This is a genomic window from Kineococcus vitellinus (assembly GCF_009906315.1).
In the GTDB taxonomy this organism is placed as follows: Bacteria; Actinomycetota; Actinomycetes; order Actinomycetales; family Kineococcaceae; genus Kineococcus; species Kineococcus vitellinus.
The window spans coordinates 1-7,919 of the sequence record NZ_JAAALL010000204.1 but is presented as its reverse complement, the minus strand read 5'-3'; the positions used below and the strand labels follow the sequence as shown (position 1 = coordinate 7,919).

7 protein-coding genes are annotated in these 7,919 nt (G+C 75.7%); 1 reads left to right on the top strand and 6 read right to left on the bottom strand.

The genetic code is table 11. The annotated features are described in order from the left end of the window. The 6 genes from GTQ99_RS16260 to GTQ99_RS16235 all read right to left on the bottom strand — a co-directional run. Nucleotides 1–809 (bottom strand): MmyB family transcriptional regulator (locus tag GTQ99_RS16260; RefSeq protein WP_166616780.1); only part of this gene is annotated, 809 nt, incomplete at its 3' end. A 94-nt stretch (nt 810–903) separates the two neighbouring features. Further along, the gene (locus GTQ99_RS16255) at nt 904–1,647 is read right to left on the bottom strand and encodes a DNA-formamidopyrimidine glycosylase family protein (protein WP_166616779.1); all 744 of its coding nucleotides are present in this window, start codon (nt 1,645–1,647) and stop codon (nt 904–906) included. After that, the gene (locus GTQ99_RS16250; RefSeq protein ID WP_166616778.1) at nt 1,640–3,103 is read right to left on the bottom strand and encodes a M1 family metallopeptidase; all 1,464 of its coding nucleotides are present in this window, start codon (nt 3,101–3,103) and stop codon (nt 1,640–1,642) included. Before GTQ99_RS16250 ends, GTQ99_RS16255 begins: the two co-directional genes overlap by 8 nt. A gap of 53 nt (nt 3,104–3,156) precedes the next feature. Beyond that, the gene (gene ngg, locus GTQ99_RS16245) at nt 3,157–4,887 is read right to left on the bottom strand and encodes an N-acetylglutaminylglutamine synthetase (protein WP_420814573.1); all 1,731 of its coding nucleotides are present in this window, start codon (nt 4,885–4,887) and stop codon (nt 3,157–3,159) included. A gap of 82 nt (nt 4,888–4,969) precedes the next feature. Beyond that, nucleotides 4,970–6,754, bottom strand: a complete 1,785-nt coding sequence (locus GTQ99_RS16240) for an N-acetylglutaminylglutamine amidotransferase (RefSeq protein WP_166616777.1) — start codon at nt 6,752–6,754, stop codon at nt 4,970–4,972. Nucleotides 6,755–6,776: 22 nt separating this feature from the next. After that, nucleotides 6,777–7,142 (bottom strand): HIT domain-containing protein, encoded by a 366-nt coding sequence (locus GTQ99_RS16235; protein WP_166616776.1) that lies wholly within the window; start codon nt 7,140–7,142, stop codon nt 6,777–6,779. A 164-nt stretch (nt 7,143–7,306) separates the two neighbouring features. Here GTQ99_RS16235 and GTQ99_RS16230 point away from each other — a divergent pair, with 164 nt between their 5' ends. Next, entirely contained in the window at nt 7,307–7,858 is a 552-nt protein-coding gene (locus GTQ99_RS16230; RefSeq protein ID WP_338075042.1) for an RNA polymerase sigma factor, read from the top strand. Nucleotides 7,859–7,919 lie beyond the last annotated feature (61 nt).

Genomic DNA, 7,919 nt, shown 5'->3' with positions numbered 1-7,919 from the left:
CCCAGGGCCTCGGCGGAGGGGCTCGCGGGCTCGGCGGTCCACGTCAGCAGCGCCTGCCCGGTGGCCCCGGGCAGGCGCAGGGTCTCCACGTCCAGGTCCAGGCGGCCCACGAGGGGGTGCTGCAGGCGGTGGGTGGCGTGGTCGCGGGTGCGCACCCGCTGGCTGGCCCACCAGCGGGCGAAGTCGGGGCTGACGACGCTCAGCTCGCCGACGAGCGCGGCGACCGCGGGGTCGCACGCGTCGCGGCCCACGTGCCGGTGCAGCCCGGCGACGGCGTCGGAGGCCACGTCCTCCCAGTCCAGGAACAGCCGGCGCGCCGCGCCGTCGGTGCACAGCCAGCGCACCCAGTTGCGCCGGCGGGCCGGCAGCGACTGCGGGTCCACCAGCAGCGCGGCGGCGGCCGCGTTGGCGGCCAGCACCTCCGAGCGCGGCCCCAGCGCCAGGGCCGGGACCCCGTCCATGGCCGCCAGCAGCCGGTGCACACCGGCCCGCACCCGCGGCACCTCGGTGCGGGCGCCGCCCGGGCAGGCGCCGTGGCCGACGAGGTCGCGCAGGTGCGCCAGCTCGTCCTCGTCCAGGCGCAGGGCGGCCGCCACCGCCCGCAGCACCGACTCGGAGACGTTGAGGGCGCGCCCCTGCTCCAGGCGGGTGTAGTAGGCCACGCTCACCCCGGCCAGGGAGGCGACCTCCTCGCGGCGCAGCCCGGCCACGCGGCGCGGTCCGGGGGCGGGGGGCAGGCCGACGTCCTGCGGGTGCACCGCCGAGCGGCGCACCCGCAGGAAGTCGCGCACCGCGTGCTCACGTCCCACGTCCCCAGTATCCGGTGGCCCGCGGCGGCCGCGGCGCGCCACGGTGACCCTGCCGGTGCCAGGCACGCGCCGGCACCGGTCGCGGGCCGCCGCCCTAGCGCTGCTCGCGCGGGCACGTCCACGCCGTGCGCCCGCCGACGCCGCGGCTGGCCACCGGCGCCCCGCAGCGCCGGCACGTCTGCCGCTTGTAGACCCAGCGCTCGTCGGGGGCGGCCGGGTCGCTGACGACCTGGCCGGCGTCCACCCCCAGCGGCAGCAGCTGCACGGCCAGGTCCCACAGCCGGCCCGCCTCCTCGACGTCCACCCGGCGGGCGGGGTCGATGCCGGCCAGGAAGAGCAGCTCGGCGCGCCAGGCGTTGCCGATGCCCGCCCACACCGACTGGTCCAGCACCGCGGCCCCCACGGCGGCGCGCGCCGTGCCCAGGCGCCGCGCGGCCTCCTCGCGGCCGGCGGCGCCCACCCGCAGCGGGTCCGGGCCCAGCGAGGCCAGCAGCGCGTCGCGGGCGGCGTCCGGCAGCGGCTCGCAGACGGAGGGGGCGATGAGGGAGAACGCCTCCCGCTCCCCCGCCAGGCGCAGCCGGGTGCTGCGCAGCGGGGGCGCCGCGAGGTCGTCGGTGCGCAGGAAGACCCCCTTCATCCCCAGGTGCACGTGCAGGTCGGGCGCCCCCTCGAAGGAGTGCAGCAGGTGCTTGCCGTGCGCCTGGACGTCGAGCAGGCGGTGCCCGTCGTAGGGCGCGGGGTCGAACCTGCCCTGCGGGCTGCTCACCGCCAGGACCTGCCCCGCCAGGGCCGCGCGCTGGTCGCGGGCGTGGCGGTGCAGGGAGTGGGCCTCAGGCACCCTGCGAGGGTGCCCCGGGCCGGGCGGGCGTGTCGAGCCAGGTGCGGAAGAAGGCGTCGAGGTCCTGCCCCGAGACCTCCTCGGCCAGCGCGGTGAACTGCGGGGTGGTCACCGCCTCGCCGGAGCGCTCGTCGGCCCAGCGGCGCAGGGTCCCCCAGAACGCCGACTCCCCCACCTGCAGGCGCAGCGCGTGCAGGGTCAGCGCACCGCGCAGGTACACGGGCGCGTCGAAGAGGTGGTCCGGGCCCGGGTCGCCGATGCGCAGCGACCAGAAGGGGTCCTCGGCCGGGATGGCGCCGTAGGCGTCGGCGATCTGCTGGAGGGTGGCCTGCCCCTCGCGCTCGGCCCACAACCACTCGGCGTAGGTGGCGAACCCCTCGTTGAGCCAGATGTGCTGCCAGGAGGCCAGCCGCACGTCGTCGCCGAACCACTGGTGGGCCAGCTCGTGGACGACGACGCTGTCGCCGGAGAGCGCGTCGGTGAAGAACGCCGGCGAGTACACCGGCCGGGTCTGCGTCTCCAGGGCGAAGCCGAGCGAGGGGTCGTCGTCGACGATGCCGCCGACGTCGGTGAAGGGGTACTCGCCGAACTGCGAGGACAGGAAGTCGACGATCTCCGGCTGGCGCGCCAGGGACGCCCGGGCGACGGCGCCCGCGGTGGGGGCGGCCGGGTCGTCGCCCAGCTGCAACCGGTCCACGTCCGGGTCGAGGGCGTCGAGGTAGGTGAGCCCGCCGACCTCACGGGTGGTGAGGTCGAACTCCCCGACCGCCAGCGTCAGCAGGTAGGAGGCCATCGGGTCGGGCGCCGACCAGTTCCACGTCGTCCAGCCGCCCGCGCTGCTGCTGCCGGCGAAGGAGCCGTTGGAGATCGCCTCCAGCCCCTCGGGGACGGTGACGGACACCTCGTAGGAGGCGGCGTCGCGCGGGTGGTCGTTGACGGGGAACCAGGTGGCCGCGCCCTCGGGCTGGCCCGCGACGACCGCCCCGTCGTCGGTGTGGATGAACCCGGAGGTCCCCAGCTGGTCCTCCACCGTCCGCGGCACCCCGGAGTAGGTGACCACGGTCGTGAAGAGCGCCCCGACCGCGATCGGCGCCGCGGGCGCCACGACGAGCTCCCCGCCGACCTGCCAGTGCCGCGCGGGGGCGCCGTCGACGGTGAGCGCGGAGGTGCTCATGCCCTTGAGGTCGAGGTCGAAGCTCGTGAGGTCCTGCGTGGCGCGGGCGACGATCGTGGCGGTCCCCGACAGCTCGTCGCTCGCCGGGTCGTAGCGCAGGTCCAGGGCGTAGCGGTCGACGTCGTAGCCGCCGTTGCCGTCGAGGGGGTAGTAGCGGTCCCCGATGCCCGGCGCGCCGGGCGAGAAGCCCTGCGGTCCGGGCGGTTGCGCGCCCTGCGCGCTCGTCGCCGAACCGACGACCAGCGCCGCCACCGCCGCCGCACCCGCCCACCTGCGCCTCATGGCCGGACCCTAGTCCCGTCCCGGCGCGGCTGGGAACCCTCCGGGAGCCGCGCTCAGCGGTCCCCGGCCGCGGCGCGCGTCTCGGGGAACAGCAGGTCCAGGAACCTCTCGGCGGTGGGCCGCGGCGCGTGGTTGGCCAGCCCCGGGCGCTCGTTGGCCTCGATGACGACGTGCTCGGGACCGGAGACGTCGGGCACCAGCAGGTCCAGGCCGGTCACCGGGATGCCGATGGCCCGGCTGGCCGCGACGGCCGCCTCGACGAGGGCGGGGTGCAGGTCTTCGGTGACGTCCTCGATCGTGCCGCCGGTGTGCAGGTTCGCCGTGCGGCGCACCTCCAGGCGCTGCCCGCGCGGCAGCACGTCGTCGAGGGAGAACCCGGCCGCCGCGACGACGTCCTCCGTCGTCGCGTCCAGCGGGATGCTCGACTCCCCGCGGGTGGCGGCCTCGCGCCGCCGGCTCTGCTTGAGCACGAGCGCGCGCACGGTGTCGGCGCCCGTCCCGATGACCGCCGCCGGCCGGCGCACCGCGGCCGCCACGACCTCGTGGTCGATGACGACGATGCGCAGGTCCTGGCCGGCGACGAACTCCTCCACGAGCACGTCGGGGCAGTGCGCGCTCGCCTCGGCGACCGCGCGGCGCAGCGCCTCCGGGCCCGCCACGCCGACGCTGATGCCCTTGCCCTGCTCCCCGCGGGCGGGTTTGACGACCACGGGCCCGGTGCGGGCGACGAGCTCCTCGCAGGCGGCCAGGCCCTCGGCGTCCCGCAGCGGGTCCGGGGCCAGCTCGACCGCCCGCGGCACCCGCACCCCGCGCGCGGCCAGCAGCCTGCGGGTGACGCGCTTGTCGTCGCAGCGGCTCATCGCCACCGCGCTCGTCAGCTCCGACAGCGACTCGCGGGTGAGCAGCGAGCGCCCCGCGTGCGTCAGCCGCAGCTCCCCGCTGGGCGCGTCGGTGACCTCCACCCGCACCCCGCGGCGCAGCGCCTCGTCGGCGACGATGCGCGCGTAGGGGTTGAGGGCGGCCAGCCCCGCCGGCGCCGGGGAGAACAGCCGCTGGTTGATGGGGTTCTTGCGCTTGACGACGACGGGGGCGGCGGGGCGGAAGCCCAGGCGGTGGTACAGGGCGATGGCGCCGGCGTTGTCGTGCATGACCGACAGGTCGAGGATGGCGCGCCCGCGGGCCACGTAGCGCTCGGCGAGCACCCGCACGAGCGCCTCCCCGACCCCGCGCGGCGCGGCCTGGGGGTCGGCGGCCAGGCACCACAGGCTGGCGCCCTGGTCGGGGTCGCCGAAGGCGAGCACGTGGTCGACGCCCGTGACGGTGCCGACGATGCGCCGGGTGCGGGTGTCCTCGGCCACGAGGTAGGTGAACGTCCGGGTGCGGTGGTTGGCCCACATGACGTCCGGGTCGGAGACGACCATCCCGCACGCGGCGTAGATGCGGTTCACCTCGTCCAGCTCGGCGCGGTCGCGCACCATCCGCACGAACACGTCGGGGTTGCGGTCGCGCGGTGCCCGGTAGCGGTCCAGCGGCAGCCGGTAGGTGATCGAGGGGTCCAGGAACAGCTCGTGCGGTGCCAGCCCCACGAGCACCTGCGGGTCGCGCACGTACATCGCGATGTCGCGCTCCCCGGTCTCCTCCGCGCGCAGGGCGGCGACGACGGCGCGCTGGTCGGTGAACGTCTGACCGAACACCAGGCGACCCCAGCCCATGTCGAGCACGACGTCGCTGTCCATCTCGTCGGTGAACCAGCTCGGCGGTCGCTGCCAGTTGCGGCCGGAGATGGTGGGGACGGCGGGTGCGCGGTTGCGCAACCCCGCGACGGGGCCGCGGCGCCGGGCGGTCGAGCTCACGGCGTCCTCCTGCTCAGTCGATCCCGTGCTGCTGCAGCCACAGCTCCAGCAGCCCCAGCTGCCACAGCTTGTTGCCGCGCAGCGGGGTCAGCTCGGCGTTGGGGTCGCGCACCAGCGCGTCGACGTGCTCGGGCCGGAACAGCCCGCGCGCGCGGGCGGCCTCGCTCGTCAGCGCGTCCCGCACCAGCCCGAGGACCTTGCCCTCCAGGTGCGTGATGGCCGGCACCGGGAAGTAGCCCTTGGGCCGGTCGATGACCTCGCGGGGGATGACCCGGCGCCCCACGCGCTTGAGCACCCCCTTGCCGTCCTCGGACAGCTGCATCTGCGGCGGGACCGCCGCCGCGAGCTCCACCAGCTCGTGGTCCAGGAACGGGACCCGCGCCTCCAGGCCCCAGGCCATCGTCGTGTTGTCGACGCGCTTGACCGGGTCGTCGACGAGCATGACCTCGGTGTCCAGGCGCAGCGCCGCGTCCACGGCGGTGTCCGCGCCGGGGCGGGCGAAGTGCTCGGCGACGAACTCGCGGGAGACGTCGGTGGACGTCAGCCACTGCGGCTGCAGCACCTGCGCCATCCCGGCGTGGTCGCGGTCGAAGAACGCCCTCGCGTACGCCTCGACGCCCTGCTGCGGGGTCAGCCCCGCCAGCGGCGGGTACCAGTGGTAGCCGCCGAACACCTCGTCGGCCCCCTGGCCGGACTGCACGACCTTGATGGTCTGCGAGACCTGCTGGGAGAGCAGGTAGAAGGCGACCACGTCGTGGCTGACCATGGGCTCGGCCATGGCGGCCACCGTGTCGGAGAGGGCGCCGACGAGCTCGTCGCCGGTGACGCGGATGCGGTGGTGGTCGGTCGCGTACCGCTCGGCGATGACGTCGGAGTAGGCGAACTCGTCGCCCTCGCGGCCGCCGACGGACTCGAAGCCGATCGAGTAGGTCGCCAGGTCGCGCTGCCCCTCCTCGGCCAGCAGGCCGGTGATGAGGCTGGAGTCGAGGCCGCCGGAGAGCAGCACCCCGACGGGGACGTCGGAGACCAGCCGCCGGCGCACCGAGGTGCGCAGCCGCTCCAGGACGGCGTCCTCCCAGTCGCGCTCGGAGAAGCCGGCGAACTCCTCGCGGCGCACGTGGTCGGGTGCCCAGTAGCGGTGCTCGCGGCTGGAGCCGTCGGCCTCCACGACGCGCACGGTCGCGGGCGGCAGCTTGCGCACGCCCTGCAGGACGGTGCGCGGGGCCGGGACGACCGCGTGCCAGCTGAGGTAGTGGTGCAGCGCGACCGGGTCGATCGTGGTGTCGACGTCGCCGGCCGCCAGCAGCGCCGGCAGCGAGGAGGCGAAGCGCAGCCGGCCCGGCGTCTCGGCCAGGTACAGCGGCTTGACGCCCAGCCGGTCGCGCATCAGGACGGTGCGGCCGCTGTCGCGCTCGTGCACGACGACGGCGAACATCCCCACGAGGTGGTCGACGACGTCGAGCCCCCAGCGGTGGTAGCCCTTGACGATGACCTCGGTGTCGGAGGTGCCGACGAAGCGGTAGCCGTGCCCGATGAGCTCCTCGCGCAGCTGCGGGTAGTTGTAGACGCAGCCGTTGAAGACGGCCGTCAGGCCGAGGTCGGGGTCCTGCATGGGCTGGGCGCCGCACGGGGAGAGGTCGATGACCGACAGCCGCCGGTGCCCGAAGGCCACCGGCCCCTGCGCCCAGACCCCTTCGCCGTCGGGTCCGCGGCGCGCCAGCGACTGCGACATCCGCAGCACCGCGGACACGTCCGCGGAGCGCCCGTCGAACCTGATCTCACCGCAGAGGCCGCACATGCCGCACCATCCAACCGCCTGATCAGCCCGGGGGCCAGGTGAAGGGCCGGCCGCCCAGGACGTGGCCGTGCACGTGGAAGACCGACTGGCCCACCGCGGTGCCGGTGTTGAAGACGAGCCGGTACTCCCCGCCGCAGCGCTCGTCGGCGATCCGCTGGGCCACCTGCACCAGGCGGGCGAGGGTGGCGGGCGCGGCCGCGGCCAGCTGCGCGACGCTCTCGTGGCGCTCGCGCGGGATCACGAGCACGTGCACGGGCGCCTGCGGGTCGACGTCCTCGAAGGCCACGACGAGCTCGTCGGAGTGCACGATCGTGGCGGGGACCTCACCGGCGACGATCCTCAGGAAGAGGTCGTCGGGGGCGCGCTGCACGCGGGGGGCCTCGCTCATGGCCCGCACGGTACTCCGGCGCCCCCTCGCCGCACCCGGGGCCGCGCGCGCCGGCACCCCGGCGCGTCGGGGGGCGATCTCCAAGATCGGCTCCGGTTGGATGTCAACCGTGACCGTGCGTGAGTCGTCTTCAGGGTGTGATGCTGCAGAGGGAGCGACCGCGCGTGCCTGAGCGCGTCGGCGACCCGGGCGTGGACGACCCCCGCTCGTGGTCCGCCGACGAGGCCGTCGGCGCCCTGTACGCGGCGCACTGGCAGCGCCTGGTGGCGCTCGCGGCCTCCCTGATGGGCGAGACCGCCAGCGCCGAGGAGGTCGTCGCCGACGCCTTCGTGGCGCTGCACCGGCGCTGGGACCGGCTGGCCGACCGCGCGAGCGCGGTGGGCTACCTGCGCTCCAGCGTCGTCAACGGCGCCCGCGACGTCCTCAAGCACCGCGTGGTGGCCGAGCGGCGCCGGCCGCTGCCGGACCCCGCGCCCGACGGGCCGGAGGAGCACGCGGTGCGCGCCGCCGAGCACGGCATCGTGCTGCGGGCCCTCGACGCGCTGCCGGCCCGGCAGCGCGAGGTGCTCGTGCTGCGCTACCAGGGCGAGATGTCCGAGCAGGACATCGCCGAGGCGCTCGGCATCAGCCGCGGCGCCGTCAAGACGCACGCGCACCGCGGCCTGAGCGCCCTGCGCGCCGCGGTGTCCCGAGGCTTCGAGCAGGAGCAGCCGTGAGCGAGCCCAGCGACCACCCCCACCAGCACCCTCGCGAGGACCCCCGCGAGGACCCCCGCGA

Bases quoted from the DNA above. Each gene is read 5' to 3' on its own strand.
- GTQ99_RS16250 (WP_166616778.1), bottom strand. From the start codon at position 3,103: ATGAGGCGCAGGTGGGCGGGTGCGGCGGCGGTGGCGGCGCTGGTCGTC.
- GTQ99_RS16240 (WP_166616777.1), bottom strand. From the start codon at position 6,754: ATGTGCGGCCTCTGCGGTGAGATCAGGTTCGACGGGCGCTCCGCGGAC.
- GTQ99_RS16235 (WP_166616776.1), bottom strand. From the start codon at position 7,142: ATGAGCGAGGCCCCCCGCGTGCAGCGCGCCCCCGACGACCTCTTCCTG.